Raw genomic sequence first — 24,087 nt, 5'->3', positions numbered from 1 at the left:
GCCGTCCCCGGTTGGCGACGCGCAACGCCCGTCACCAACCTCGCCACACTGGACCCCGTCCTCCGCCGGGGAACAGGATCACCGATCTATCGGACGCTTACGGCGCAAGACGCCTACGCCGCGAACTGGTTCATCGTGTTGTGCGCGCCGCCCGCCTTCAACGCGGCCTCGCCGGCGAAATACTCCTTATGGTCGTCGCCGATGTCCGAGCCCGACATGTTCTGGTGCTTCACGCAGGCGATCCCTTCGCGGATCTCCTTGCGCTGCACGCCCTTGACGTAGCCGAGCATACCCGCATCGCCGAAATATTCCTTGGCGAGATTGTCGGTCGACAGCGCCGCGGTGTGATAGGTCGGCAGCGTGATGAGGTGGTGAAAGATGCCCGCCCGCGCCGCCGCATCCTTCTGGAAGGTGCGAATACGCTCGTCGGCCTCGTCGCCCAGCGCGGTGCCGTCGTAATCCACCGACATCAGCCGTGCGCGGTCATAGGCCGACACGTCCTTGCCCGCCTCGACCCAGGCATCGAACACCTGCTGACGGAAATTGAGCGTCCAGTTGAAGCTAGGGCTGTTGTTGTAGACCAGCTTGGCGTTCGGGATCACCTCGCGGATGCGGTCGACCATCGATGCGATCTGCTCGATGTGCGGCTTTTCCGTCTCGATCCACAACAGGTCGGCGCCATTCTGCAGCGATGCGATGCAATCCATCACGCAGCGGTCGGCCCCGGTCCCCTCGCGGAACTGGAACAGGTTTGACGGCAGCCGCTTCGGCTTCAGCAACTTGCCGTCGCGGTTGATGATGACGTCGCCGTTGATCGTCGACAGGTCGGTCACCTCCTCGCAATCGAGGTAGCTGTTATACTGGTCGCCGAGGTCGCCCGGCGTCTTGCTGACCGCGATCTGCTTGGTAAGGCCCGCGCCGAGCGAGTCGGTGCGCGTCACGATGATGCCGTCCTCGACGCCCAGTTCGAGGAAGGCGTAGCGGCAGGCGCGCACCTTCGCGAGGAAGTCTTCGTGCGGCACGGTGACCTTGCCGTCCTGGTGGCCGCACTGCTTCTCGTCGCTGACCTGATTTTCGATCTGCAGCGCGCAGGCGCCAGCCTCGATCATCTTCTTGGCGAGCAGATAGGTCGCCTCGGCATTGCCGAAGCCCGCGTCGATATCGGCGATGATCGGCACGACATGCGTCTGATGGCTGTCGATCGCATGCTGGATTCGCTGCGCCTCGACCGCATTGCCCGCCTCGCGCGCATGGTCGAGATCGCGGAACAGCAGCCCCAGCTCACGCGCATCCGCCTGGCGCAGGAAGGTGTAGAGTTCCTCGATCAGCGCCGGGACGCTGGTCTTCTCGTGCATCGACTGGTCGGGCAGCGGCCCGAAATCGCTGCGCAGCGCCGCGACCATCCAGCCCGACAGGTACAGATAGCGCCTGTCGGTCGTGCCGAAATGCTTCTTGATGGAGATCATCTTCTGCTGACCGATGAACCCGTGCCAGCAGCCCAGCGACTGGGTGTAGGCGGCCGGATCGGCGTCATAGGCCGCCATGTCGCGGCGCATGATCGCGGCGGTGTAGCGCGCGATGTCGAGCCCGGTCTGGAACCGGTTCTGCAACCGCATGCGCGCAACCGACTCGGCGTCGATGCCGCTCCACGTCGCCTGGCCGCCGATCACCTGGCTGGCGGCACCGATCTGCTGTTGATAGGTCATGTCACGTCCCTCGCTCTGTACCGAATGGGACGATCTGTACTGATGTTGACACGCCTGACAGCCCGACATCGGCGCAAAACCGCGTAATCCTGTCACACTTCGCCGAAGTGCGGTGTATAAATGTACGCTTATTTACAGCCTAGTCTCCGGCGAAGGTGAAGCCCGAGACGCCGCGATCCCGCTCGTTGATAAGCAGCGCCCGCCCGGCCGGGGGCGCCGAGCGCTGCGGGCAGTCGGTGCGGTGACACGCGCGGCAGCCGAGACCGATCGGCGTCGCATCGCCCTTGAGGTCGACGCCCCGCGCCACCGCCAGCGCGCCGCCCAGCTCCGCCGCGACGCCGATCCCGACCGCGAACTCGGCGAGCACCCCGCCATAGCGGCGGCGCTGCGGCGTCACCGTCCGCGCGATCGTCAGCCAGCGCGCCTTATCCTCCAGCTCGACCAGCTGCACCGCCAGCGATCCCGGCCGGTCGAAGGCATGGTGCAGCCGCCACAGCGGACAACGCCCCTCCGCTTCCGCCAGCGGCGACGCGCTCGCGCCCGAAAAACGCTTCGAACATTGCCCGGCCCGGTCGATCCGGATCAGGAAGAAGGGCAACCCCCGCGCGCCGACCCGGTGCAGCGTCGTCAGCCGATGCGCGACCTGCTCGAACCCCGCGCCGAACCGGCGCTGCAATAGCTCGAGGTCGTAGCCGGTCGTTTCGCACGCGCGCAGGAAACGGGCGTAGGGCATCATGACCGCGGCGGCGAAATAGCTGGCGAGATGCCGGCGGAACAACCGCTCCGCCGACCGGTCCGCGAACCCGGCGCCCTTGGCGAGCGCATCGATCTCCGCCCGCGCCTCGATCTGCGCCAGTTGATAGGCCGCCGCGAAGGTCCGCGACGCCGAATCGAGCACCTCGCTCAGCTGCACTTGCCGTGCGTGCAGGTCGAGCCGGCGCAGCAGGTCGGGCATGACGTCGACCGGCAGGATGCGGATCGTCAGCTGGTGCTTGACCCGCAGCCGCTCGGCGATCGCGCCGTACAGGTCGCCCGCCCCCAGCCGCAGCTCGTCGGCCAGCGCCTCCGCCGCGCCGTCGAGGTCGGCAAAATGCCCGCGCCATCGCTCGATCTCGCGCCGCACCTCGGCCACCGGATCGACGCCGTCCGATTCGCCGCTGCCACCACCCGCGCCGAGCCGGTCATAGGCGCGCGCGAACGCTTCCGCGCCGCCGGGCGCGCCGGCGAGCCATTCGCCCACCTCGTTCCGGTCGATTTCGAGGTCGGCGAAAATCGGGTCCGCCAGCCGCCGCCGCATCGCCGCCTCGCCGCCACCCGGCTCGCCCGCGGTCAGCGCCCGCGGATCGAAGTCGTAGGATTCGGCCAGCTTGACCAGCAACGCCGCCGACAGCGGCCGCTGGTTGCGCTCGACGAGATTGAGATAGCTGGACGAAATCGCCAGCACCTCCGCCATCGCCGCCTGGGTCAGCCCCGCCTGTCGCCGCAACCGGCGCACGGCGTGGCCGGCAAACAATTTACGCTCCGCCATCGTCGCTCCTCGTCCGGATCGAGGTTCGGGTATGGAGGGTGGTTTGTCAATTCTTCACAGTATGACCGATACGTCTGTCCGCGAGGTGTACACGATGACCTTGGCCGGGTGTCACCCCCCACTGCCCCCCGCCCGACTCTCTGGCTAACGGCCTTTTCAAGAGTTTCCTGGGGAGGAAAGGTGACCGCCGGCGCTTCGTGCGCCGGCGGTCATTCCGTTTTCGGGCCAATGCCCTACGTCACGCGATGTGCGTGCGGAACCAGTCTGCCAGCGCCGGCACGTCGAGTTCGCCGGCAGCCAACGCCAGGAACGCGACGACCACCTCCGCATTCGATGCGGTCAGTTCATAGCCGTTGAGTAGCAGAAAGGTTTCGCTGACCACCAAGGCGGTGCGTTTGTTGCCATCGACGAACGGATGGTTGCGCGCGATCCCGAAGGCATAACTGGCTGCCAGATCGGCGATATCGGGCTCCTCGTACGCGACCAGGTTGAGCGGTCGCGCCAGTGCGCTTTCCAGCATCGAACGGTCGCGAAGGCCCGCAGCCCCGCCATGTTCCAGCAACTGCTCGTCATGCGCCGCAAGGGCGATTTCGATATCGACCCAAATCCAGTCGCTCATTTGGCGAGTTCGCGCAGCGCGTCCCGCCGCCGCCGCATCACCTCGCGCGCCGCAGCCATCTGTTCGGCGAAGCCCGCATCATGCTTGCGGACGAACAGGCCGTCCGGCTTGCTGACCACGTCGAGCACGTCGCCCTGCTCGACCCCGAGCTTCGCCAGCATCTCCTTGGGCAGGATCACGCCTTGCGAATTCCCGATCTTGATGATGCGCAGATGCTGCGCGGCGGTGATATCGACGGGCTTGTTCATACGTCCGTTATAACATCCTTGGCGGACCCGCACCAGCCGTTCGCGCGTATCGCCCCCGGCGTCGTCACGATCGCCGACGAGGACCCTGCATGAGCCACGGACTGACCGCCCGCATCCGCGAGAATATCGTTCTGTACGGTGCGCTTGCCGCCAACCTCGGGATCGGCATCGCCAAGTTCGTCGCGGCCGGTATCACCGGGTCGTCATCAATGCTGACCGAGGGCGTGCACAGTTGCGTCGACAGCGGCAACCAGATCCTGCTCCTCTACGGCCAGCACCGCGCCAGACGGCAGCCGGACGTCGCCCATCCCTTCGGCTATGGACGCGAGCTGTATTTCTGGGCGTTCGTCGTCGCGATCCTGATCTTCGCGGTCGGTGCGGGCGTCTCGGTCTACGAGGGCTATCGCCACATCGTCGCCCCCGAAGAATTGTCCGACCCGCTCGTCAATTACATCGTCCTCGTCATCGCCTTCGCGCTCGAGGGATCGTCGTGGTTCATCGCCATGCGCGAATTCCGCAAGGCGAAGGGCGATACCGGCTGGTGGCGCGCGATCCGCCAGAGCAAGGACCCGGCCGGCTTCATCGTGCTGTTCGAGGATTCGGCGGCGCTCGCCGGCCTCGTCATCGCCGGCATCGGCATCTGGGCGAGCCATGCCTTAGCCGATCCGCGCATCGATGGCGTCGCTTCGATCCTCATCGGGCTGATCCTCGGCCTCGTCGCGGTGCTGCTGGCGCGGGAGGCAAAGGGGCTGCTGATCGGCGAACGCGCCAATCCGCAGGTCGTCGAGACGGTGCGCGGGATCATCGCCGCGCATCCGGCGGTGACCCACGTCAACCACGTCCGCACGATCCACACCGCCCCCGATGCCATCTTCGTCGCGGTCAGCGCCGATTTCGTCGACACTATCACGCTCGGCGAGGGCGAGACGCTGATCGAGCAGCTGGAGGATGCGCTGCGCGCGGCGGTGCCGGCGCTGAGTTCGATCTATATCCGCCCGGAAAAGCAGGAGAATGCGGCGACGCTGACCGGCACCGCAACCGGCAGAACCACGGCATAACGTGGTTTCATAAACCGGCGCGCGCCGATACCATCCGTCGCCATGCACCGCCTGTTCCTGCGTCCGTTGCTCGCCGCCCTCCTGCTGGCCGGATCGCTTGTCGCCGCCGCGCCCGCCTGGGCCGCAGTGACGATCACCTTCTGGAGCCACGAGCTCGGCAACAGCTTCCCGCACGCCTTCTTCACGCTGCGCGGCACGCCCGATGCCGGCGGCGCCCCGGTCGACGTCAATTACGGCTTCACCGCAAAGGCGATCACGCCCAAGCTGTTGATGGGGACGGTCGGCGGCCGGCTCGACATTTCCAAGCCCTTCTACATCGCGGGCAGCGACGCACAGTTCGCGGTCGTGCTCAGCGACGCGCAATATGCGCAGGTGCTGGCGCTGATCGCCGCCTGGGACGACAAGACCGGCGACGGCCGCTACAACCTGAACAGCCGCAACTGCGTCCACTTCGTCAAGGAAGCCGCGCGGATCGTCGGCCTGTCGGGGCTCGACCAGCCGAAGCTGATGAAGAAGCCGCGCTCCTATCTGAAGGCGGTGGCGGCGGCCAATCCCGGACGGGTCACGCCGGTGAACCTGCGGGGCAAGGCCTATCTCGCCTCGCTCCCGCCGCTCGCCGCCACGCCGGTGATGGTCGTGTCCCCCGCAACGGTGCCGGTGGAGTCGACCCGGACGGCAGCGGATCTCGTGCCGGCGCAGTGAGGCGCAGAGGGGGGATGCGCGTGGGCGATCAGGCCCGCACGATCTCCATCACGTCCAGCGTCGACTGGAAGCCCGGATAGGGCAGTACCAGCCGCCAGCGGGCCGGGGCGATCCGCTCGACCAGCCCCGCCATGTCGCGCCGTGCATCGCGGCCGTAGCGCATCGGCCGGTCCTCGTCGCCGAGCGCCAGCGTGCCGAGGAAGACGGTGCGCGAATCGGTGCTGTCGAACAGGTTGCCGCTGGTGCGCTGGTCGCCGTCGGTGACGAACTGGCGGACGATGCCGCTCTCCGCCACGCGGCACCCGGTCCACGCCCCGCGCAGCAGCGGGCGGGCGTGCGGGCCGATGCCGCCCAGCCGGTGCATCCGGCAGCGATAGGCCCCCGGTCGCAGCGCCGCGCCCTGGACGATGCGATCGGGGTCGAACAGCGCCGGGTCGGCGGCAAGCCCCGCCGCCCCCTCCGGCGTCGCGCGGACGCGGGCCAGCGCCTGTACCCAGGCGTCGCGCCAGTTGCGCAGGCGCTCGCGATCCTGCCGCGTCGCGACCTTGCGCCAGTCGACGTTGCCCTCGTCCTGCGCGCGCACCGCGGCGGTCGCCAGCATCGCGCCGGCCAGCGCCACCGCGGCGATCCGGGTCGCCCTCACGCTGCGGTCCAGCCGCCGTCGACCGACAGGTTCGCGCCGGTGATCGCCTTCGCTTCGTCGCGGCACAGGAACAGTGCCAGCGCCGCCACCTGCTCGGGCGTCACGAATTCCTTGGTCGGCTGCGCGGCGAGCAGCACGTCGGTCATCACCTGCTCGCGCGTCATCCCGCGCGCGGCCATCGTATCGGGGATCTGCGCCTCGACCAGCGGCGTCCAGACATAGCCGGGCGAGATGCAATTGACGGTGACGCCATGCTGCGCCGTCTCCAGCGCCAGCGTCTTGGTCAGCCCCGCGATGCCGTGCTTGGCCATGACATAGGCGGATTTGTTGGGGCTTGCGATCAGGCTGTGCGCCGAGGCGGTGGTGATGATCCGTCCCCAGCCTGCCGCCTTCATATGCGGGATCGCCGCCTTGGCGACATACCATGCCGACAGCAGGTTGATGCGGATGATCGCCTCCATCCGGTCGTCGGGAAAGCTCTCGATCGGGGCGACATGCTGGATGCCGGCATTGTTGACCGCGATATCGATGCGGCCGGTTTCGCGCACGGCGCGGTCGACCAGCGCCGCGATCTGGTCGGGCTGCGTCATGTCGGCAGCATCGTACAGCGCGGCCGCGCCGCTGATCGCCGCCAGCTCGGCACGCAGCGCCTCGATCGCGCCGGGATCGCCGAAGCCGTTGATGACCACCGCCGCGCCCTCCGCCGCGAACGCCCGCGCATAGGCGAGGCCGATGCCCGAGGTGGAACCCGTGACGATCGCGGTCTTGCCCTTGAGGAACATGCGTCTCTTCTCCTGATGACGCCGTCGTCCTGCGTCGTCGTGCACAACGTTGCAACCGGGGGGTCGGTTCGGGCATTCGTAACGCACGCTAAACGGAGCCTGCCATGCGCCTCGACGATTTCGACCCCAACGACATCAACGTCGGCGACCAGCGCGGATCCGGCGGGGGGTTCGGCGGCGGCGGTGGCGGCGGCGGATTGCTGTTCGGCCTGTTGCCGCTGATCGGCAGCCGCTTCGGCTGCGGCGGGATCATCGTCGTGCTGTTGCTGCTTGCGGTCTTTGGCGGGCTCGGCAATCTCGGCAGCCTTGTAGGCGGCGGCAGTGGCGTCAGCAGCCGCCCGGCGGCGTCGGCCGAAGGGCCGCAGGCGGTCACCGCCGCCTGCACCGCCAATCCGCAGAGCAAGGCCGCCTGCAACGCCTTCCAGTCGGCGCAGCGCACATGGACCGCGATCTTCCAGCAGTCCGGTCAGCAGTTCCAGAAGCCCAGTCTGCAATTTTACGGCGGCAACGGCCGGTCGGGCTGCGGCGCGGCGCAGGCGGCGATGGGGCCCTTCTACTGCCCGACCGATCAGGGCATCTATCTCGACACCAGCTTCTTCGACGAACTCGCCAACCGCTTCGGCGCCAAGGGCGATTTCGCGCAGGATTACGTGATCGCGCACGAATTCGGCCATCACATCCAGAACCTGCTCGGCACCTCCGAACAGGTCCAGCGCATCCAGCGCAGCAGCAGCGAGACGGAAGGCAATGCCGCCTCGGTCCGGCTCGAATTGCAGGCGGATTGCTATGCCGGCGTGTGGGCGGCGCAGAACCGCAGCAGGATGGAGCCGGGCGATCTCGAAGAGGGGCTGACCGCGGCGCAGGCGATCGGCGACGACACGCTGCAGAAGCAGAGCCAGGGCCGCGTCGTCCCCGACAGCTTTACCCACGGCACCTCGGCCCAGCGTCAGTCATGGCTGCAACGCGGCCTGCAGACCGGCGACCCGGCGCAGTGCGACACCTTCTCAGGCGCGATCTGACGAACCTCGCTCCCCTCCCTCCGGGGAGGGGAAATCCCTATCGGCTCGCGAGCTGCCGGGCGAAATGCACCTCGACCGCCTTGGTCACGCTTTCCGCGATCCGCTCGCGCCCGTCGCGGCTGTCGAGGAACGCCGCATCGACCGGGTTCGAGATGTATCCCGTCTCGAACAGGATCGAGGGCATGTCCGGCGCTTTCAGCACCATCAGCGACGCCATGCGGTGGAACAGCGGCTTGGTCGGAATCCGCGGCTTGGCCTCGCGCCCCAGCAATCGGGCAAAGCTGGCGGAGGTGTTCATCGTCTCGCGTTGCGTCAGGTCGATCAGGATCGACGACACGTCCGCCCCCGCCTCGCCCAGATTGACGCCGGAGATGACGTCCGCCTTGTTCTCGCGGCTCGCCAGCCGCGCGGCTTCCTTGTCCGACGCGACCTCCGACAGCGTATAGACCGACGCGCCCGAGGCGTCGCCGCTGCCGACGCTGTCGCAGTGGATCGATATGAACAGGTTCGCCTTCAGCCGCCGTGCGATGCCATAGCGTTCGCGCAGTACCAGATAGCGGTCGTCGTCACGGGTCAGCGCCACGCGCACCCGGCCGCTCGCCAGCAGGTCGTCGCGGATCGCCCGCGCGATGCGCAGCGTCACGTCCTTTTCGCGCAGCCCCGTCTCCGGATTGATCGCACCCGGATCGACCCCGCCATGCCCCGCATCGATCACCACCAGCGGCCGGCTGTCGTCGCCACGGACACGCGGCAGCGCGACGCCGCGCGCGGGCGGCGGCACCGGTATCGACACCTTGTATTTCGGCCGGGCGGCCCAGTCGCCGAAGTCGAACGCCATGAAACTCAGCGGCCCGGCCGCACTCGCCGCCGCGAAGCGCGCGGCGGTGACCGGCTCCAGCGACAGCGTCAGCCGCCGGCCGTCGGCGTCGAATCCGCCGTCGCCGATGATCGCGGGTCGCGCGAGATCGAACAGCAGCCGCGTGCCGCCGCCCTGCCGCAGCTGACGCACGCCGCTCACCGGCCCGCCCGCCGCCGCCAAAACGCCGGGCAAGGCGCCCGCAACGTCGATCGCGATCTGACGACTGCCGTCGAGCATCACGCCGGTCGCATCGCCCACCCGCCCGTCGAAGCGGATGACGATCCGGCCATCGTGCACCGCAACGCTGCGGATTGCGGTCGCGCCCCATGCGGGCGCGCTCGTCAGCCAGCCGGCAATCAGGGCAAGTACCACGAACACACGGCGGTCTTGCCGCGCCGAGGGTACGCGGGTCCAGCGAAAAGCCATTGCCAACCCCTTCTGGCGATTCTCCTGCGATCGCCGCGGGTTGTTCTAGCTGCGCGGGTACGAACGCGGCGTTGCCCGGCAAGGTTAATCCGGGATTCGGCATGTTCTTGCCGGTGGACCGGCAATTCCCTGCCAGTTGCGGTGTGCTGGGTCCGATGCTACCAACGGACTGCACCCGTGCGTCGCGCGCTATCCGTAAGACGCGAAGCACAGGTCCCCGCGCCTTCCTGGGGCGGGTTTAACCAGGTTGACGCTCGCATGACGCACTTTTCCAACGTTCGACACCGCCCGGCCTCGGCCGGCGGCGTGTCGGGCGTGTGGGAGGGCCGAGCCCCCCGATGTGCCGGGCGAGCAGACGCATCTTTGCCACACACCCGCGCCGGTTCGCCCGGCGCCATCTATCAACGCGCATGCGCGCCCTCCGGACCGGCCCCGTCAGGGCCACCCGCAGGAGCGCCACGCGCGCGGAGACTATCCAATGACCACGCGTATGCTGATCGACGCACGCCACCGGGAAGAGACCCGGGTCGCCGTCGTCAAGAATAACCGGATCGAAGAGTTCGATTTCGAGAGTGCCGAGCGCAAGCAGCTCAAGGGGAACATCTACCTCGCCAAGGTGACGCGCGTCGAGCCGTCGTTGCAGGCGGCGTTCGTCGATTACGGCGGCAACCGCCACGGCTTCCTCGCCTTCAGCGAAATCCACCCCGATTACTACCAGATCCCGAAGGAAGACCGCGACGCGCTGCTCCGCGAGGAAGCCGAGCACGCCGCCGAGGAAGCCGCGCTGCGCGCCGAGCACGACCATGACGACGACGACCATGACGGCGACGAGCACGACGATTACGACGATGCCGACCACGGCGACGACACGGATCACGACGGCGGCGATCACGATCACGGCGACGGCACCGCCCATGGCGAAGGCACGTCGAAGAAGCCGCGCACCGCGAACGACGACCAGGTCGAGGCGCTCCGCCAGCGCCGCATGAACCTGCGCCGCCGCTACAAGATCCAGGACGTCATCCGCCGCCGTCAGGTGCTGCTGGTCCAGGTCGTCAAGGAAGAGCGCGGCAACAAGGGCGCGGCGCTGACCACCTATCTCAGCCTCGCCGGCCGTTATTGCGTGCTGATGCCCAACACGTCGCATGGCGGCGGGATCAGCCGCAAGATCAGCAACGCGGCCGACCGCAAGCGGCTGAAGTCGATCATGGCCGACATGCAGCTGCCGCCGTCGATGGGCTGCATCGTCCGCACCGCGGGCCTGCAGCGCACCAAGGTCGAGATCAAACGTGACTTCGACTATCTCGCCCGCCTGTGGGACGGCATCCGCGAAGCCACGCTCGGCTCGGCGGCGCCGGCGCTGATCTATGGCGACAGCGACCTCATCAAGCGCGCGATCCGTGACATCTACAACAAGGACATCGACGAGGTGATCGTCGAGGGCGAGGAAGGCTATCGCCACGCCAAGGAATTCATGAAGCTGCTGATGCCCAGCCACGGCCGGCGCATCAAGCAATATGCCGACGCGGTGCCGCTGTTCCAGCGCGCGCATGTCGAGGACCAGCTCGCCGCGATGTACCATCCGGTCGTGCAGCTGAAGTCCGGCGGCTATCTGGTCATCAACCCGACCGAAGCCCTGGTGTCGATCGACATCAACTCCGGCCGTTCGACCCGCGAACACAATATCGAACAGACCGCGACCGCGACCAATCTGGAAGCGGCGAAGGAAATCGCCCGCCAGCTGCGCCTGCGCGACATGGCCGGCCTCGTCGTCATCGACTTCATCGACATGGACAACAATTCGAACGTCCGTAAGGTCGAAAAGGCGATGAAGGAGGCGCTGAAGGACGATCGCGCCCGCATCCAGGTCGGCCGCATCTCGTCGTTCGGCCTGATGGAGATGAGCCGCCAGCGCTTGCGCACCGGCGTGCTCGAGGCGTCCACCCGCCCCTGCCCGCATTGCGAGGGCACCGGCCTCGTCCGCACCGCCTCGTCGGCCGGGCTGTCGGCGCTGCGCATGATCGAGGACGAGGCCGCCCGCGGTCGCGGCTCGCTGCTGACGCTGCGCGCGAGCCAGGAAGCGACGATCTACGTCCTCAACCGCAAGCGCGCCGACATCGCCGAGATCGAGGATCGCTACGGCGTACAGGTCGAGATCATCCCCGATCGCGAGGAGGAGGGCGCCCGCATGTCGGTCGAGGTGTCCGGCCCGCCGCCCGCCTATGCGCCGAAGATCGAGGCGCTGATCGAGGAAGATTACGACGACGTCCCCGAGGAGATCGAGGACGAGGAAGAGGAAGAGATCGTCGAGGAGGCCGAAGAGCAGCCGCGTCGCGAGCCGCGCGACGGCGGCCGTCGTCCCGAGAATCGCGAAGAGCGCAGCGACGACGACGGCGAAGGCCGCGGTCGTGGCCGCCGTCGCCGCCGTCGCGGCCGTCGCGGTCGCAAGGACGAGAATGGCGACGTCGTGCAGGACGAGGCCGGCGTCGAGGGTGAAGCGGTCGCGGGCGACGAGCTCGAAGCCGCCGAAACCGCCGACGTCGATACCGGCGAGACCGAGGGCAACGGCACGGACGGCGGCGAGTTCGCTGGCGAGCAGCCACAGGGCGAAGGCCGCCGTCGTCGTGGCCGTCGCGGTCGCCGTGGCGGCCGTCGCCAGGCGGGCGATCAGGTCGAGGGCAACGAGGCCGAGGCTGCGGGCGATCCGCAGTTCCCGGCGGACGACGCCGACGGCGAACCCGCCGAGCTGGAGCCGATCGCCGAAGCCGGCGATGCCGGCCCGGTGACCACCGGCCTCGACGCGCCCGTCCCGGCCGCGGTCGAGGACGACGCCCCGGTCGAGGCGCCCAAGACCCGCCGCCGTCCCCGCGCCCGCGCCGCCGCCCCGGCGGTCGAGGCACCGGTCGCGGAAACGCCGGTCGCAGCGGAGGCGCCCGTCGCCGAAGCGCCTGCGGTGGAAGCGGAAGCGCCCGTCAAGCCGAAGCGCACCCGCAAGAAGGCGGCTCCGGCCGCCGCGGTCGAGGACGTGGTCGCCGAGGCTCCGGCCGAAGCCCCCGCGGCCGAGGACAAGCCCAAGCGCCGCCGCACCCGCAAGCCCGCCACCACTGCCGACGCCGCGCCTGCGGACACGGTAGCAGCCCCGGTCGAGGAGCCCGCTCCGGCGCCCGAGGCCACGCTCCAGACCGCACAGGACGGCACCGCCCCGACCGACGACACGTCGGAAGACGGCGAAGCGCCCCGCCGCGGCTGGTGGCAACGCACCTTCGGCGCCTGAGTCGAAACGACGAACCCCCTCCCGCTCACCCGAGCGGGAGGGGGTTCGTCGTTGAGGACCTATCCCGTCGCGACCGCGTCCGGCGCGTGGATGGACCGGGTCCGGGGCGTCCCCGATCTCCGGCCTTCATCCGCCGCCGCATGCCGTCGCAAAGACGACGAAGGCGCGGCTAGGCGCCCGCCAGTGCGATCACGCCCACGATCAGCACGCCGCATCCTGCCAGCCGCCAGATGCCCACGGCTTCCCGCAGGATGACCATCGCCAGCACGGCGCCCACCATCATCGACATCTCGCGCATCGGCGCGACGAGGCTGAGCGGCGCGCCGTTCCGTAGTGCGGCGAGCACCAGAATATAGGACAGCGGCGACAGCAGGCCGACGCCGATCGCGAGCCACCAATAGCCCTTCATGGCGTGGATCGCCCGACGTGGGTTCGCGCCCACGATCGGCGCCAACAGGGCGAAGCGCAACAGGTTGGAAAACCAGTCGAGGATCACGGGCATGATGCTGAGCGCCTTCACCGCATGGGCGTCCACGACCGTATAGGAGGCGATCAGACCGCCGGTCGCGGCACCCCATCGTACCCCGGACTGACCGCCTGGCCGGCGGAAGGCGGACAGGTCGCCGCGCGTCGCGATCAGGCCGATGCCGATCACGACGAGCGCGAGCCCGCCGAGGCTCCGGCCGCTCGGCACCTCACCGAGCAACAGGATGGCGCCGATCGTCGACAGCATCGGTCCGGTGCCGCGGGCGACGGGGTAGATCACCGACAAATCTGCGACCTGATAGCCGCGCTGAAGGCAGAGGCTGTAGGCGAGATGGATCACGCCGCTGAGCAGCACGACGGCGACGCCCCCCGCCGTCCAGCCGACCGTTCCGCCCGACAGCAGATATAGCACCGATGGCGCATAGCCGATGCAGGCGACCAGATTATAGGCGAAGACGAAGACCGGCCCGACCGATGCCGCCCGCTTGGCGAGCAAATTCCAGATGGCATGGGTTACGGCGGCGAGGACGATGAGGAGCAGTGAGGCAAGCGTCATGGAGACCCCCTTTCGCGCAGGTGCGCTAATGGTCTCGACGTCTCCTCCCCTGGGCTTCTATCCCTTGGGTGCAGCCGCGGAACGTCCGCGGTCTCTGCAACGCTCGGTCCAGCGGCGGTGCCCGCCCGGAACCCTAGTTGCCACTCGGTCGATGTCGCACGATTAGCGCGACCGGGCACGCCCGATCAAGACGTGACGGGCGGGTGCCAAAGCATCTCGGGGAGGCGCCGCACGCGATCTCCGCATACGGCGCCCGCCCATTCCCTTACACCCGGACCAGCATCTTCCCCGTATTGCCGCCGGTGAACAGCCCCAGGAACGCGTCCGGCATCGTGTCGAGCCCCTCGAACACCGTCTCGTTGCGCTTGAGCTTGCCGTCCTTCAGCCAGCCGCCCATGTCGCGATAGAAGTCCGCGGCACGGTCCATGTAATCGCTGACGATGAAGCCCTGCACGCGCATGCGCATGCCGATCAGCCGCGCGAGATAGCGCAATTCGGTCGCTTTGCCGCTGTTGTAGACGTCGATCATCCCGCAGATCGCGAACCGCGCGCCCTGATTGCCATGCGCCAACGCCGCATCGAGATGCTCGCCGCCGACATTGTCGAAATAGACGTCGATCCCGGTCCGCGCGACCTCGCCCAATGCCTTCACCACCGGTGTGCCGCTCTTATAGTCGATCACCGCATCCGCGCCGAGCGATTCGACCCAGGCGCATTTCTCGGCGCCGCCCGCCGAACCGATCACCCGGCATCCCTTGGCCTTGGCGATCTGCACCACCGTCGATCCGACCGCACCGGCTGCGGCGGAGACGAACACCGTGTCGCCTTCCTTCGCACCCGCGACCTCGAGCAGGCCGAAATAGGCGGTCATCCCCGGCATGCCGAGCTGGCCCAGATAGGCCTGCGGATCGACGTCGAGCTGTGGCAGCGCCTGCACTTGATCGGCGGGCAGCACCGCCTCGTCACGCCAGCCCGCGAAATGCTGGACGGTGTCGCCTTGCCTAAACGTGTCGGAACGGCTCTCGACCACCTTGCCGATCGCGCCGCCCTGCATCGGTGCGCCCAGTTCGAAGGGCGGCGTGTAGCTTTTCACGTCGTTCATCCGCCCGCGCATATAGGGGTCGACCGACAGCCAGCTGTTGGCGATGCGGACCTCGCCGTCCTTCAGATCGCGCGTGCCGAGATCGACCAGCTCGAAATTCTCCGCCGTCGGCATACCCTGCGGCCGCGACTTGAGGCTCCATGCACGTGCCATCTCTCACTCTCCCGATTGCTTTGGCCACAGCTTGGCCATGTCAGTTGCAGGCTGCAACGAAAAAGGCCCGGGCGGTCGGCCCGGGCCTTCGTTATCCGGCATTCTCCGTGGTTTAATAGGTACCGGAGAAGCTCTTGTTCAGCGTCTTGCCGTCATTCGCCGTACCGCTGGCGGTCGACTGGCTACCGGTCGCGGACGACGACGACTGGCTGTATGCCTGCGAGGACCGCGAACGGTCGTCGCTGTCGTCGCCGAACATCGCCTGATTGCGCTCCTCGTCGCGCCAGGCCTTCTTGGCGTCGGCGGCCGACTTGCTCAGCGTCACCTTGCCATCGACCGTCTGCAGCCAGCTCGACGGGATCGAATGGTGGCGGCCGCCGGCGTCGGCGTCGTTCTTGGTCAGCAGGATGCGGTCGCCACGCACCTTGTCGACCGTGCCGACATGTTCGCCGTCGCTGCCGACCACGTCCATATGCTCCTCGACCGCGTTCAGCGCATCGCGCTGCGTCTGACGGGTCGAGCGCCACGCGCCGAACTCATTCTCGAACTTCGACCGGTTCTCTCGGCGATATTCGTCGTAATCGCGGTCGAGCGACTGGATCTGGCCACGGCGCCAGCTGTGATAATCGTTGTCGCGATCGGTGTCGTAGCGATCGTCCATCCGCGAATCATATTCGCGACGCCGCTCGGCATCCTCGTCGCCGAACCACGAGCGGACCTCGTCGCCGGCGCGGGCGAAAAAGCCGCGATCCTCATAGTCATAGCCTTGCGGCTGACGGCCATAGCCCTGCTGCTGCGACCGGCCGTACGGCTGCTGGCGATCGCGGTTGTCGCGGTAATTGTCGTCGTCGGCATGCGCCGTGCGGCCGAAATCCTCGAACCGGCGGCTGCCCGCACCATAGCTGCCATGATATTCGCGCTGCTGGTCGCGGCCGGCATCCGCGCCATAACGGCTGCGCTCGCCATAGCCGCCACCGCGGTTCTGGTCGTCACGATAGTCGCTGCCGCCGCGTCCGCCATAGGAGTCGCGCCCGCCGGCATTGCCGCGCGGCTGATCGTACTGGCCATAGCGCCGGTTGCCGTAATCGCGGCTGCCATAGCCGGACCGGTCGCCGTCGCCGAAACGGCCCGCGGCCTGATAATCGCGCGCGCTCGAATAGCTGTAGTCGCGACCGGACCCGTAGTCGCGGCCATAGTCCTGCGGATCGGTGCGCCCGTAATCGTCGCCCTGCGGATTGGTACCGCGCGGATAGCGTTCATAGCCCATGATCGTCTCCTGCATGATCGTCCTGCGGGTGCGGGGCGCGTCGTTGTTCGCACGCCCCTGCTCCTGCGCTAACAAAGGACAAACCCTCGCTTCGTTCCGATTGTTGAGCAATCGCAACGACTTTGCACCGCACGGGGCGGGCGTTCCGTCGCAGGAGAAATTCGCGCGGCAAGAAGCGCGCCCTGTTGCATCCGTTTCGCGAGCCCGCTAATGGCGACGCTCCCGGGCATGGCCCGGTCGGGGTGCGGGGCTGTAGCTCAGATGGGAGAGCGCTGCAATCGCACTGCAGAGGTCAGGGGTTCGATTCCCCTCAGCTCCACCACCACCCCGCGACATGGCCGACGATCCGCTGCTACCAACCACGCCGATGCGCGTTACAGCAGGCCATGGCCAACCCACCGATCCCCGCCGCCACCCTCGTCCTGTTCCGTGACCGCGCCGACGGCCCGCCGCACTTGCTGATGGTCGAGCGTGCCAAGGCGATGGCGTTCGCCGGCGGCGCGATGGTGTTTCCGGGCGGGCGGATCGATCCCGGCGACCATGCGCTCGCCGAAGCGGCGGGAGCAGGCGCGGACGGCGCGGCCCGGATCGCCGCGATCCGCGAGACGATCGAGGAGGCCGGCGTCGCCGTCGGCCTGTCGCCACCGCCCGCACCGGATCGCCTCGCCGCGATGCGCGCGCGCCTGCACGCCGGCGACGCGTTCGGCGCGATCCTCGCGGACGAGGGCATCGCGCTCGATCTCGACCGGCTGGTGCCGTTCGCCCGCTGGCTGCCCGCCCATGCTCCTATGCGCATCTTCGACACGTTGTTCTTTCTCGCCCGCGCGCCGGACGAGGTGGAGGCGACCGTCGATGCGACCGAGAACGTCCGCCTCACCTGGACGACCGCGGCCGACCTGCTCGCCGAGGCCGACGCGGGGCGGGCGACGATCATCTACCCCACCCGCCGCAATCTCGAACGGCTGGCGCTGTTCGCGGGCTATGACGCGGCGGTCGCGCAGGCGCTGGCGCATCCGGTGCGTGTCATCACGCCCTTCACCGAGGATCGCGCGGGGACGCCCCATCTCTGCATCCCCGACGATCTCGGCTATCCCGTCACCGCCGAGCCGATGCACGCAGCGATGCGCGGCTGACCGGCGGTGCGGGCGCTGCGGCGGACGATCGGCTGGATCGCGGCCCTGTTGACGATCGGCGCGGCGGCGTTCCTGCTATGGGCGTTCGCAAAGGGGCGCCCGCAGGATTTGCCATGGACGCCGCTCAACCTCAGCGAACCGGTCGGCATGTTCACCGGGCGCAAGCTCACCGCGCTGACCGGGGATTTCCCGCAATGCCGCGCGCTGCTCGACCAAGCCGGCGTGCGCTACACCGCCCTGCCGGAACGGCGCGACGGCGGACAATGCGGCTATGCCGATGCCGTCCGCTTCACCGAAGGCGGGTCGCGACGCATCGATTTCCGCCCGGCCGGCCTCGGCATCGCCTGTCCGGTCGCGGCGGCGCTGGCGATGTGGGAATGGGACGTGGTGCAACCCGCCGCGCAACGCCATTTCGGCAGCCGCGTCGTCGCGATCGACCATTTCGGCAGCTATGCGTGCCGCCGCATCTACGGCCGCGATGCCGGCAGCTGGAGCGAGCATTCCACCGCCGATGCGGTCGATATCGCCGGCTTCCGCCTCACGGACGGGACGCGGGTCACGGTGGTCGGCGACTGGCGCGGCGACGCGGCGAAGGCCGCCTTCCTCCGCGAAGTGCGCGACGGCGCCTGCACGCTGTTCGCGACGACGCTGTCGCCCGATTACAACGCGGCGCACCGCGATCATCTGCACCTCGACCAGGCGAACCGCGGCAGCATGGGCTGGCGCGCCTGCCGCTGATCCGCCCCGATCGAGCCAGTTCGCCGGGTCAGTCCGCCGGGATCAGTTCGGCAGCGCCGCCGATCCGCTGTCGACCTTCTCCACCCAATGCGGGAAGAACGCCGGCTGGCGGTTCGACCAGCCCGATGCGGTCGCCGCGGCCTCGCTGATCGACTGCAGCAGCTTGCGCCGCAATTCGGGATGGAGATGCGGCAGCGCCGCCGCCGCGCAGAATGCGCTCGGCAGCCACGGGCGCGATTCCGCTCCGATCAGCCGTTCATAAAGGAAGCGGAACGCCGAGAAGCTGGTCAGCCGCCCCTGCCCCAGATCGAAACCGACGAGCGTGACGAGCGGCGCGAGGAACGGCTCGACCGCGGCGAGGTCGGCATCGTCCGGCACCAACTGGCGCAGGTCCGGGAGCGCGCGATACAGCCGCGCCTGCGCCCGGATGCTCGCCGCCTCGACGACGTCGCGCGACCAGCGCGCCATGGCATCGTCGCGGTCGAGACCGATGTCGAGGCTGCGCCGGATGTAGCGCTGCGTCGCACTCGGAAAGCTCGCGAATTCCTTCATTTCGGCCAGCGTCATCGCGCCCTCGGCCGGTCTCATCTTGGCACCCATGCTCGTTACCCCGCCCCGCCAGTGAACACCGTCGGGACCATGGCACAAGATGGTTAACAGCCGCCTTAACGCCGTGGTCCCGCGATGGTCACGAAAGCATCACGAAAGCTGCTGCGCTGCAACAAGCGTTGCGACGAACCGAACGGTTCCGGTCGCAAACGTCGCCGGGTGAGACAGTTACGCAACAATGTGCTAAGCCCCGCACATGAAGACGGCGGCCCCCGCGAAGGGACCGCCGCCTGCCATCGTCCATCCGGACCTTACTTCTGGCGCGCGCGCTCGGCATCCTCGTCATAGCCGGACGACGGCGCCGGCCCGTGATTGTGCACGGGCTGCGTCGACGAGGGCGGATCGCTGGCATCCATCGATTCGTCCAGCCCGACGTCGAGCCGCGCGTCGGAACTTTCCGGGTTCTTTTCTAGACGCTTGTTGATCGACTTGTCCTGGCCGGCGTCCTGGCGCGGATTGCGCTCCTGATCGCCGTCGGTCGGCGCGACCGACAGGCTGTCCAGCGCCTTTTCGTCGATACCGGTCATAGTGCACCCTCCTGTGATTACAGGGGCAGAACGATTGCTGTATCGTTTCCGTTCCTGCCCCCGCCGATCATAGCTGCGTCACCCGCACCTCCTGCCGGACGAACTGCGCGTTGCCGAACACCGTCATGAACGCGATGTCGGTCGCATCGCGGCCGACGCACACCCGCGCGATCGATTCCGCCGGCGCCATCCGCGTCGCATCGACCAGCCGCCACGCGCCGTCCAGCCACAGCTCCGCCACCGCGTGGAAATCGGGGGGATCGACGCCGGGTGCATAAGCGGCGACGCAGCGCCCCGGAATCTCGCCCGCCCGTGCCAGCGCGACCAGCAGATGCGCATAGTCGCGGCACACGCCCGCCCGGCTGGCGAAGGTGTCGAGCGCGGTCGTCTCGCCGCTACTCGTATTCGCCCGGTAATCGAGCGCGTCGGCCACCCAGTCGGTCAGTGCCGCCGCCAGCGCCCCGCCCTGCAACGCGCCGAATTCGCGCCGGACGAAGCCCTCCAGCCGGTCCGACTGACAATAGCGGCTCGGCAGCAGATAGGGCACCAGCGCCCCGTCCAGCGCCCGCGCCGGCGTCGCGCCCAGCGCCGCCAGATCGACGCCCTCGCGTGCCACCGCGACGGTGGCGCGATATTCGGCCTTCAGCCAGTTCTCGGCGCGGATCCAGCAGCGCTGGCCGATGCCGTCCTCGCCGCGGACCGCCGCGATCGGATTGTCGCTCCAGATGTTCAGCGCCTCGGCCTCGATCCGCTGGTCGGGCATCGCCGCGACCTCGATCTGCATCAGCACGTCGGCGGGCGGACCGATGATGGCATAGTCGAGATCGACGGCGATCGAGAGCCGCATAAGCGTCAATTCCTTGGGGAGAGGAGCGATGGGGTAACGGGCAGACGCGGGCAAAAACAAAGAGCCCGGCGGCATCGGCCACCGGGCTCCCCGTCACGTAACGTTCGGTTCCGGGTATCAGTCGCGCGATGCGCCGAACAGACGGAGGACGAACAGGAACATGTTGATGAAGTCGAGATAGAGCGACAGCGCCGACATGATGACGGCCTTGCCGACCATGTCCGTCCCCGCCACCTCGAAATACAGGCTCTTCGTGCGCTGCGTATCATAGGCGGTGAGGCCCGCGAAGATCAGCACGCCGACCGCGCTGATGACCAGCTGCATCACGCCCGACTGCAGGAACAGGTTGATGAGGCTGGCGACGATCAGCCCGACGAGGCCGATGATGAGGAACGTGCCGAATGCCGACAGGTCCTTCTTCGTCGTATAGCCGTACAGGCTGAGGCCCGCGAAGCCCGCAGCGGTGGCGAAGAACGCACCTGCGATCGACGTCCCGCTATAGACGAGGAAGATGGTCGACAGCGACAGGCCCATCAGGACGGCGAACGCCCAGAACAGCAGCTGCAGCGTCGACGTCTTCATCCGCCCCTGGCCGAAGCTCATCGCGAATACGACGCCAAGCGGCGCGAACATCAGCACGTAGCGGAGGATGCCGCCGCCCATGAACACCTGCGCCGCCGGCGACGAGGCGCCGCCCCAGGCGAACAGCAACGCGACGATGCCGGTGAGCAGCACGCCCGAGCCCATGTAATTGTAGACCGACAGCATGTACGAGCGCAGACCCGCGTCGTACGCGCCGCTGCGTGCCGTGTCGGTGCGCGCGGCCCCGAACGGCGCGGCGCCCGGCCGGGGGTCAGACCAGTTAGCCATGGTATCCAGAACTCCTTTGCCGACCTGATGTCGGTTCCTCGAAATATCGGCTTGCGCTTGTCGGTTTTCAAGCGAAACCGGGCAGGCTTCCGTTCCGTGGCAACAGAACATTACACAAGGATGCTCCACCCGCCATGCGCCTGTTCGTCGCCCTGCGTCCACCGCCTTCGATCCGGCAGCAACTGATCGCGGCGATGGGCGGCGTGCCGGCCGCCCGCTGGCAGGACGACGCGCAATTGCACTGCACCTTGCGCTTCATCGGCGAGGTCGACCGCCCGCAGGCCGAGGATGTCGCCGCCGCGCTCGCCGCCGTGCATGCCGAGGCGCCGATGGTGTGCATCGCCGGTGTCGGCCGCTTCGAACACAAGGGGCGGACCGACACGCTCTGGGCCGGCCTCGCACCGCACGATGCGCTCCGCCACCTCGCCCGCAAGGTCGACCAGGCCTGTATCCGCGCCGGCCTGCCGCCCGAACGCCGGGCCTATCTGCCGCACGTCACCCTCGCCCGCCTGTCGCGCAGCGCCGGCATGGCGCCCGAGATCGAGGGCTGGCTCGCGGTCCACGCCGGCCTTGCCAGCGCCGCCTTCCCGATGCCGCACCTGATGCTCTATCACAGCCACCTCGGCCGGTCGGGCGCCGCCTACGAACCGGTGGCGCGCTGGCCGCTGGAACCGGCAGTACCCGTGCCGGGTTCGTAACGCACTTCAGGGAGAAGAATCATGCGCGCCATCCTCGTCCTCGCCGGCCTGTCCACGCTGGCGCTCGCCGCCTGTACGAAATCGGAGGAGGTGGCGGTCGGTTCGCCCACCGCCGGCGGCGCACGCGCGACCGCGATGCTCAGGACCGGCACCGGTCAGGACGTCGGCCGCGCCACCGCGACCGAGGTCGCCGGCGGCATCCGCTACACACTCGACGTCAAGGGCCTGCCCGCCGGTATCCACGGCGCGCACATCCACACCACCGGGCGCTGCGACGGCCCGGACTTCACCACCGCGGGCGGCCACTGGAACCCGACGACGATGAAGCACGGCAGCATGAACCCGCAAGGTCCGCATGAGGGCGACCTGCCCAATCTGACGATCGGCTCGGACGGCCGCGGCACGCTGGGCGCCACCGTCCCGGGCGCGACCATGGCCGGGCTGCTCGATGCCGACGGCGCCGCGATCGTCGTCCATGCCGGTCCCGACGACCTGATGTCCGATCCCGCCGGCAACAGCGGCGGCCGCATTGCCTGCGGCGTGTTCGCACCCGCCTGATTACCCGCCCGTGCTCCCGCATCGGGCGGGAGTACGGGCATTCTCTCAGATCACCTCGCCCGCGGCGCGCGCCCGCGCCTCGCGCGATGCCTCCGCCTTGGGCACCAGCTTGTAGGCCGCGATCGCGCAGCCGAGCGTGATCGGCATCACCGCCAGCAGCGACAGCATGCCGACCGACAGGCTGCCCGACAGCGTCGAGATCCGCCCCGCCAGATACGGCCCCATCGCCAGCCCCATCAGCGTCGTGCCGATGAAGAAGGTCGCGGTCGCCGTGCCGCGCATTCGTGGCAGCACGAGGTCCTGCGTCGTCGCCGCCGCCGATCCCAGCGCGCCGCTCGCGGTCAGGCCCGACAGGAACAGGCAGGGGTAGAAGACCCAAACGCTGCTCGCAGTGAACGCGCCGATCAGGAACGGCACCGGCACCGTCGCGCCAAAGATCACGACGATCAGCCGCCCGGCGGGATCGGTCCGCCGCAAGCGGTCGGCGACGACGCCACCGATCGTCAGCCCCAGAAACCCCGCCAGCGCCCCGCTGCTACCCAGCAGCAGCCCGGCGCGCGCCGGCGTCTCGCCCAGTTCGCGCAGCACATAGGGCGCGCCCCAGAAGCTCGCCGCATAGCTGAGGAAGGAATTGAGGCCATAGGCGACCACCGTGCACAGGAACGCCGGCGTGCCGACGATCAGCGCGAAGGTGGCGGGATCGCGCCGCTTCAGCGCGCAGGCCCAGGAAAAGACCGCATAGACGCCGATGCCGACCGCGAACCATTGCGGCTTCGGCTCGCCCAGTCCGATCAGCAGCGTCACCACCGCGACGACCGCGGCCAGCCCGGTCAGGTTTATCAGCAGCGCCCGCGTGCCGCCCCGCGCCGCGCCGATCAGCGTCAGCGGCGGGATGATCGTCAGCAATTCCTGAAAGAAGGCGCGGAACGGCGCGGGATGCTTTTCCGGCTCGGGCAGCCCCTCGACCATCCCGCGGATCGGCTCGCGCAGCGTCGCGATCCAGATCGCGACGAGCAATCCCGGCAGGCCGACCGCCAGGAACGCCGCCTGCCAGCCGACCAGCCCCATCGGCCCGCCACCCGGATAGGCCTTGTTCCAGCCCTGCACGATCAGCCCGCCGATGAACAGCGACACGCCGCCGCCGACGTACAGGCCGGCAGAATAGATCGACAGCGCGGTCGCGCGCAGCCGCTTGGGAAAATAGTCGGAGATCAGCGAATAGGCGGACGGGCTCGCCGTCGCCTCGCCGATCCCGACGCCGATCCGCGCTGCCGCCAGTTGCCCGCCGGTGCGCGAGAAGCCCGACAAGGCGGTCATCGACGACCATAGCGCCAGCCCCACCGTCATCAGCCGCACCCGGTGCCAGCTGTCCGCCAGCCGCCCGAGCGGAATGCCGAACAGGGCATAGAAGACGCCGAACGCGGTCCCGTACAGGAAGCCGAGATCCTCGTCCTTCAGGTTGAGGTCGCGCTTGATGTCCTCCGCCAGGATCGAGATCACCTGCCGGTCGATGAAATTGAGCACGTAGACGAGGAACAGGATGCCGAGCACGTACCAGGCGTAGCGCGACGCCTGTTGCTCGTCCGCGGCCAGACCTTGCGGGGCGGGGTGCGCCATCAACCTCTCCGTTCTGTTTTGCGGGAGGCTAACAGACGGCGGATGGGGCGGTAAGCCCGAAA

The 24,087-nt window shown here is 68.4% G+C and carries 23 protein-coding genes and 1 tRNA gene; 9 read left to right on the top strand and 15 right to left on the bottom strand.

Annotated features, from left to right (window positions below; translation table 11 throughout):
- Window positions 1-113: 113 nt before the first annotated feature.
- From B2515_RS11725 to B2515_RS11710, 4 genes are all read right to left on the bottom strand, one after another.
- Window positions 114-1,706, bottom strand: a complete 1,593-nt coding sequence (locus B2515_RS11725) for an isocitrate lyase (RefSeq protein ID WP_293876494.1) — start codon at window positions 1,704-1,706, stop codon at window positions 114-116.
- 139 nt (window positions 1,707-1,845) lie between these two features.
- On the bottom strand, window positions 1,846-3,234 hold the full coding sequence (locus B2515_RS11720; RefSeq protein WP_293876492.1) for a helix-turn-helix domain-containing protein: 1,389 nt from the start codon (window positions 3,232-3,234) through the stop codon (window positions 1,846-1,848).
- A 238-nt stretch (window positions 3,235-3,472) separates the two neighbouring features.
- Window positions 3,473-3,853, bottom strand: coding sequence for a type II toxin-antitoxin system death-on-curing family toxin (locus tag B2515_RS11715; RefSeq protein ID WP_293876490.1), 381 nt, complete (start codon window positions 3,851-3,853; stop codon window positions 3,473-3,475).
- A complete protein-coding gene (locus B2515_RS11710) occupies window positions 3,850-4,101 on the bottom strand; it encodes an AbrB/MazE/SpoVT family DNA-binding domain-containing protein (RefSeq protein ID WP_293876488.1) in 252 nt (83 codons plus the stop codon). Before B2515_RS11710 ends, B2515_RS11715 begins: the two co-directional genes overlap by 4 nt.
- A gap of 89 nt (window positions 4,102-4,190) precedes the next feature.
- On the opposite strand from B2515_RS11710, the gene B2515_RS11705 reads away from it, so the two are divergent.
- Together B2515_RS11705 and B2515_RS11700 are read left to right on the top strand one after the other, a co-directional pair.
- Window positions 4,191-5,159 (top strand): cation diffusion facilitator family transporter, encoded by a 969-nt coding sequence (locus B2515_RS11705; RefSeq protein ID WP_293876486.1) that lies wholly within the window; start codon window positions 4,191-4,193, stop codon window positions 5,157-5,159.
- Between the two features lie 42 nt (window positions 5,160-5,201).
- A complete protein-coding gene (locus B2515_RS11700; protein WP_293876484.1) occupies window positions 5,202-5,861 on the top strand; it encodes a hypothetical protein in 660 nt (219 codons plus the stop codon).
- Window positions 5,862-5,889: 28 nt separating this feature from the next.
- On the opposite strand, the gene B2515_RS11695 is transcribed toward B2515_RS11700, so the two are convergent.
- Window positions 5,890-6,504 carry a DUF4893 domain-containing protein gene (locus tag B2515_RS11695; RefSeq protein ID WP_293876482.1) on the bottom strand — a complete coding sequence of 205 codons (615 nt, stop codon included), beginning with the start codon at window positions 6,502-6,504 and terminating at the stop codon, window positions 5,890-5,892.
- Window positions 6,501-7,286, bottom strand: a complete 786-nt coding sequence (locus B2515_RS11690; protein ID WP_293876480.1) for a 3-hydroxybutyrate dehydrogenase — start codon at window positions 7,284-7,286, stop codon at window positions 6,501-6,503. Before B2515_RS11690 ends, B2515_RS11695 begins: the two co-directional genes overlap by 4 nt.
- A gap of 104 nt (window positions 7,287-7,390) precedes the next feature.
- Here B2515_RS11690 and B2515_RS11685 point away from each other — a divergent pair, with 104 nt between their 5' ends.
- Entirely contained in the window at window positions 7,391-8,305 is a 915-nt protein-coding gene (locus tag B2515_RS11685) for a KPN_02809 family neutral zinc metallopeptidase (protein ID WP_293876478.1), read from the top strand.
- A 37-nt stretch (window positions 8,306-8,342) separates the two neighbouring features.
- Here the strand turns inward: B2515_RS11685 and B2515_RS11680 are convergent, their stop codons facing one another.
- Window positions 8,343-9,590, bottom strand: coding sequence for an N-acetylmuramoyl-L-alanine amidase family protein (locus tag B2515_RS11680; RefSeq protein WP_293876476.1), 1,248 nt, complete (start codon window positions 9,588-9,590; stop codon window positions 8,343-8,345).
- A 490-nt stretch (window positions 9,591-10,080) separates the two neighbouring features.
- Between B2515_RS11680 and B2515_RS11675 the strand changes: the two genes are divergently transcribed.
- Window positions 10,081-12,864, top strand: coding sequence for a ribonuclease E/G (locus tag B2515_RS11675; protein ID WP_293876814.1), 2,784 nt, complete (start codon window positions 10,081-10,083; stop codon window positions 12,862-12,864).
- 169 nt (window positions 12,865-13,033) lie between these two features.
- Here the strand turns inward: B2515_RS11675 and B2515_RS11670 are convergent, their stop codons facing one another.
- The 3 genes from B2515_RS11670 to B2515_RS11660 all read right to left on the bottom strand — a co-directional run bounded on the left by B2515_RS11670 (window position 13,034) and on the right by B2515_RS11660 (window position 16,443).
- Window positions 13,034-13,906: a DMT family transporter gene (locus tag B2515_RS11670; RefSeq protein ID WP_293876474.1), complete on the bottom strand. Its 873-nt coding sequence runs from the start codon at window positions 13,904-13,906 to the stop codon at window positions 13,034-13,036.
- Window positions 13,907-14,171: 265 nt separating this feature from the next.
- Window positions 14,172-15,161 carry an NADP-dependent oxidoreductase gene (locus tag B2515_RS11665; RefSeq protein WP_293876472.1) on the bottom strand — a complete coding sequence of 330 codons (990 nt, stop codon included), beginning with the start codon at window positions 15,159-15,161 and terminating at the stop codon, window positions 14,172-14,174.
- A gap of 112 nt (window positions 15,162-15,273) precedes the next feature.
- Window positions 15,274-16,443 (bottom strand): DUF2171 domain-containing protein, encoded by a 1,170-nt coding sequence (locus tag B2515_RS11660; protein ID WP_293876470.1) that lies wholly within the window; start codon window positions 16,441-16,443, stop codon window positions 15,274-15,276.
- Window positions 16,444-16,674: 231 nt separating this feature from the next.
- On the opposite strand from B2515_RS11660, the gene B2515_RS11655 reads away from it, so the two are divergent.
- From B2515_RS11655 to B2515_RS11645, 3 genes are all read left to right on the top strand, one after another.
- A tRNA-Ala gene (locus tag B2515_RS11655) sits at window positions 16,675-16,750 on the top strand.
- A 64-nt stretch (window positions 16,751-16,814) separates the two neighbouring features.
- Window positions 16,815-17,561: an NUDIX domain-containing protein gene (locus B2515_RS11650; RefSeq protein WP_293876468.1), complete on the top strand. Its 747-nt coding sequence runs from the start codon at window positions 16,815-16,817 to the stop codon at window positions 17,559-17,561.
- A 15-nt stretch (window positions 17,562-17,576) separates the two neighbouring features.
- Complete coding sequence (locus B2515_RS11645; RefSeq protein WP_414711390.1) at window positions 17,577-18,299, top strand: extensin family protein; 723 nt, start codon at window positions 17,577-17,579, stop codon at window positions 18,297-18,299.
- A 42-nt stretch (window positions 18,300-18,341) separates the two neighbouring features.
- Here the strand turns inward: B2515_RS11645 and B2515_RS11640 are convergent, their stop codons facing one another.
- The 4 genes from B2515_RS11640 to B2515_RS11625 form a co-directional block, all read right to left on the bottom strand.
- Window positions 18,342-18,899, bottom strand: a complete 558-nt coding sequence (locus tag B2515_RS11640; RefSeq protein ID WP_293876466.1) for a hypothetical protein — start codon at window positions 18,897-18,899, stop codon at window positions 18,342-18,344.
- Between the two features lie 260 nt (window positions 18,900-19,159).
- A complete protein-coding gene (locus B2515_RS11635) occupies window positions 19,160-19,435 on the bottom strand; it encodes a hypothetical protein (protein WP_293876464.1) in 276 nt (91 codons plus the stop codon).
- A gap of 67 nt (window positions 19,436-19,502) precedes the next feature.
- Window positions 19,503-20,282, bottom strand: a complete 780-nt coding sequence (locus tag B2515_RS11630; protein WP_293876463.1) for a transglutaminase-like domain-containing protein — start codon at window positions 20,280-20,282, stop codon at window positions 19,503-19,505.
- 117 nt (window positions 20,283-20,399) lie between these two features.
- Entirely contained in the window at window positions 20,400-21,152 is a 753-nt protein-coding gene (locus B2515_RS11625; protein WP_293876461.1) for a Bax inhibitor-1/YccA family protein, read from the bottom strand.
- Between the two features lie 134 nt (window positions 21,153-21,286).
- Here B2515_RS11625 and thpR point away from each other — a divergent pair, with 134 nt between their 5' ends.
- Window positions 21,287-21,850 carry an RNA 2',3'-cyclic phosphodiesterase gene (gene thpR, locus B2515_RS11620; protein ID WP_293876459.1) on the top strand — a complete coding sequence of 188 codons (564 nt, stop codon included), beginning with the start codon at window positions 21,287-21,289 and terminating at the stop codon, window positions 21,848-21,850.
- A 21-nt stretch (window positions 21,851-21,871) separates the two neighbouring features.
- Complete coding sequence (locus tag B2515_RS11615) at window positions 21,872-22,408, top strand: superoxide dismutase family protein (RefSeq protein WP_293876457.1); 537 nt, start codon at window positions 21,872-21,874, stop codon at window positions 22,406-22,408.
- Between the two features lie 45 nt (window positions 22,409-22,453).
- On the opposite strand, the gene B2515_RS11610 is transcribed toward B2515_RS11615, so the two are convergent.
- Window positions 22,454-24,025 carry a spinster family MFS transporter gene (locus B2515_RS11610; protein ID WP_293876455.1) on the bottom strand — a complete coding sequence of 524 codons (1,572 nt, stop codon included), beginning with the start codon at window positions 24,023-24,025 and terminating at the stop codon, window positions 22,454-22,456.
- Window positions 24,026-24,087 lie beyond the last annotated feature (62 nt).

It is taken from the genome of Sphingomonas sp. UBA978 (assembly GCF_002292295.1).
Classification (GTDB): Bacteria; Pseudomonadota; Alphaproteobacteria; order Sphingomonadales; family Sphingomonadaceae; genus Sphingomonas.
This window is presented reverse-complemented; position numbering and strand designations above follow the sequence as displayed.

Bases quoted from the DNA above. Each gene is read 5' to 3' on its own strand.
- B2515_RS11700 (WP_293876484.1), top strand. From the start codon at position 5,202: ATGCACCGCCTGTTCCTGCGTCCGTTGCTCGCCGCCCTCCTGCTGGCC.
- B2515_RS11690 (WP_293876480.1), bottom strand. From the start codon at position 7,286: ATGTTCCTCAAGGGCAAGACCGCGATCGTCACGGGTTCCACCTCGGGC.
- B2515_RS11710 (WP_293876488.1), bottom strand. From the start codon at position 4,101: ATGAACAAGCCCGTCGATATCACCGCCGCGCAGCATCTGCGCATCATC.
- B2515_RS11670 (WP_293876474.1), bottom strand. From the start codon at position 13,906: ATGACGCTTGCCTCACTGCTCCTCATCGTCCTCGCCGCCGTAACCCAT.
- B2515_RS11640 (WP_293876466.1), bottom strand. From the start codon at position 18,899: ATGGGTGCCAAGATGAGACCGGCCGAGGGCGCGATGACGCTGGCCGAA.
- B2515_RS11615 (WP_293876457.1), top strand. From the start codon at position 21,872: ATGCGCGCCATCCTCGTCCTCGCCGGCCTGTCCACGCTGGCGCTCGCC.
- B2515_RS11660 (WP_293876470.1), bottom strand. From the start codon at position 16,443: ATGCAGGAGACGATCATGGGCTATGAACGCTATCCGCGCGGTACCAAT.
- B2515_RS11630 (WP_293876463.1), bottom strand. From the start codon at position 20,282: ATGCGGCTCTCGATCGCCGTCGATCTCGACTATGCCATCATCGGTCCG.
- B2515_RS11680 (WP_293876476.1), bottom strand. From the start codon at position 9,590: ATGGCTTTTCGCTGGACCCGCGTACCCTCGGCGCGGCAAGACCGCCGT.
- B2515_RS11705 (WP_293876486.1), top strand. From the start codon at position 4,191: ATGAGCCACGGACTGACCGCCCGCATCCGCGAGAATATCGTTCTGTAC.
- B2515_RS11635 (WP_293876464.1), bottom strand. From the start codon at position 19,435: ATGACCGGTATCGACGAAAAGGCGCTGGACAGCCTGTCGGTCGCGCCG.
- B2515_RS11665 (WP_293876472.1), bottom strand. From the start codon at position 15,161: ATGGCACGTGCATGGAGCCTCAAGTCGCGGCCGCAGGGTATGCCGACG.
- B2515_RS11610 (WP_293876455.1), bottom strand. From the start codon at position 24,025: ATGGCGCACCCCGCCCCGCAAGGTCTGGCCGCGGACGAGCAACAGGCG.
- B2515_RS11725 (WP_293876494.1), bottom strand. From the start codon at position 1,706: ATGACCTATCAACAGCAGATCGGTGCCGCCAGCCAGGTGATCGGCGGC.
- thpR (WP_293876459.1), top strand. From the start codon at position 21,287: ATGCGCCTGTTCGTCGCCCTGCGTCCACCGCCTTCGATCCGGCAGCAA.
- B2515_RS11625 (WP_293876461.1), bottom strand. From the start codon at position 21,152: ATGGCTAACTGGTCTGACCCCCGGCCGGGCGCCGCGCCGTTCGGGGCC.
- B2515_RS11675 (WP_293876814.1), top strand. From the start codon at position 10,081: ATGCTGATCGACGCACGCCACCGGGAAGAGACCCGGGTCGCCGTCGTC.
- B2515_RS11650 (WP_293876468.1), top strand. From the start codon at position 16,815: ATGGCCAACCCACCGATCCCCGCCGCCACCCTCGTCCTGTTCCGTGAC.
- B2515_RS11715 (WP_293876490.1), bottom strand. From the start codon at position 3,853: ATGAGCGACTGGATTTGGGTCGATATCGAAATCGCCCTTGCGGCGCAT.
- B2515_RS11685 (WP_293876478.1), top strand. From the start codon at position 7,391: ATGCGCCTCGACGATTTCGACCCCAACGACATCAACGTCGGCGACCAG.
- B2515_RS11720 (WP_293876492.1), bottom strand. From the start codon at position 3,234: ATGGCGGAGCGTAAATTGTTTGCCGGCCACGCCGTGCGCCGGTTGCGG.